Origin of the sequence: Lysobacter sp. 1R34A (genome assembly GCF_051217035.1) — a bacterium.
In the GTDB taxonomy this organism is placed as follows: domain Bacteria; phylum Pseudomonadota; class Gammaproteobacteria; order Xanthomonadales; family Xanthomonadaceae; genus Lysobacter.
Window position 1 is genome coordinate 1 of the sequence record NZ_JBPKJP010000198.1, and the last position, 1,755, is coordinate 1,755.

The following is a 1,755-nucleotide window of genomic DNA, read 5'->3' on the forward strand; positions in this document are numbered from 1 at the left end:
GGCCGGCGACGAAGGCGCCGCCGACGGCGCCGTCGCCGCGGATGCCGGGCTGGCGCCGTTCGCGCTGCTGTCCGAGGCCGACCGCGCCCTGTTGCCGGACGGCCTGGAGGACGCCTATCCGGTCACCTCGCTGCAGCACGGCATGATCTTCCACGGCCTGCTCGACAGCGATCTGTCCAGCAACAGCGGCTCGACCTATCACGACGTATTCTCGTTCGAACTCCGCTTCGACGCCTTCGACCCGCAGGCCTTCGTGCGCGCGATCGGCGACGTCGTCGCCCGCAATCCGGTGCTGCGCACCGGCTTCGAGCTCGGCCGTTACTCGGTGCCGTTGCAACTGGTGCACGCGCAGGTCGCGCCGAACATCGACCAGGCCGACCTGCGCGGGCTCGACGAGCCGGCCCAGGCGCGCGAAGTCGCGCTCGCGATCGCCGCGATCAAGGCCAAGGGCTTCGCCCTGGAAGGGCCGAGCCTGATCCGCTTCACCGTGCTGCGCAAAGCCGAGCACTGCATCCAGTTGGTGATCGACGCCCACCACGCCATCCTCGACGGCTGGAGCATGGCGACCCTGCAGCGCCAGGTGTTCGAGTGCTATCGCGCCTACCAGTCCGGCGCCGAGACGGCGCCTAGCTTCGACAGCGGCCGTTCGCGCTTCGCCGACTACGTCGCCCGACTCGCGCTGGAACAGGCCGACCCGGCCAACCGCGCGTTCTGGGACGCGGCCGGCCGCAGTGCCGGCGAAGGCCGCCTGGTCGCGGTCGCTGCGTCCGCGCCGGCGCGCGAGCATCGCGAGATCCGTCTCGAGGCGGCCCTGGCCGCGCGCCTGGACGAACTGGCCGCGCGCGAAGGCGTGGCGGTGCGCACCTTGTTGTTCATGGCGCATGCCTGCACCCTGCGGGCGATGATCGGCAGCGACCGCGTGGTCACCGGCCAGACCGACAACGGTCGCCTGGAAGCGCGCGGCGCCGAGAACGTGCTCGGCCTGTTCCTCAACGTCCTGCCGCAGACCGTCGACCTGGGCGGCAAGCGCTGGCGCGAGCTGGCCGCGGCCGTGCACGAGGCCGAGAGCGCCAGCCGCGCTCACCGCCGCTATCCGCTGGCCTCGATCCTGCAGCGCCATCCCGCGCTCGCGGTCGATTCACTGTTCACCTACACCAATTTCCGCGTCTCCAACCCGCTGACTCGCGAAGCCTCGCTGCGGGTGCGCGAAGGCGAGTTGTTCGAAGAGGTCAACTTCGGCCTGTCGCTGCACGCCAACGGCAACCGCGAGGACGGCTACACCGTGATCCTCGATGCGCGCCTGAACCTGCAACCGATCCACATCGACGCGCTGCTGCGCAGCTATGTCGAGGCGCTGGAGGCGATGACCGCCGATTTCGACGCCGCCATCGCACCGCTGCCGACGCACGGCCTGCCGGTGTTCGATCACGGCCAGGACGGCGCTGCGCATGCGCTGCTGCGCTTCGACGCCGCACTCGACGCCGCCGCGCTCGATGCCGCCGCGACCGAGGTGGTGCTGCGCGCCCTGGGCGCCGGTGTCGCCGGCCCGGCCCTGCAGTTGCTGAGCCCGGCCTTCGCCGCCGGCCACGACGAGCAGGGCTGCATCGATGTCGCGCTGAGCCAGATCGGCGCCACCGATGCGCCGCTGACCGTCGCCGCGTACCGCCGCGACGGCGCCCAGATCCTGGCCCTGCGTGTGTCGCCGGCGTTGGCCGCGGCCGATCCGGCCGCCGCGAGCGCGCTGATCGCGCGTTA

At 71.6% G+C, this 1,755-nt stretch carries 1 protein-coding gene; it reads left to right on the top strand.

What is annotated here, in order from left to right; all coding sequences use genetic code 11:
• Positions 1-1,755, top strand: a 1,755-nt coding sequence (locus tag ACSAMQ_RS20485; protein ID WP_435397424.1) for a condensation domain-containing protein, incomplete at both ends; no start/stop codon positions are given.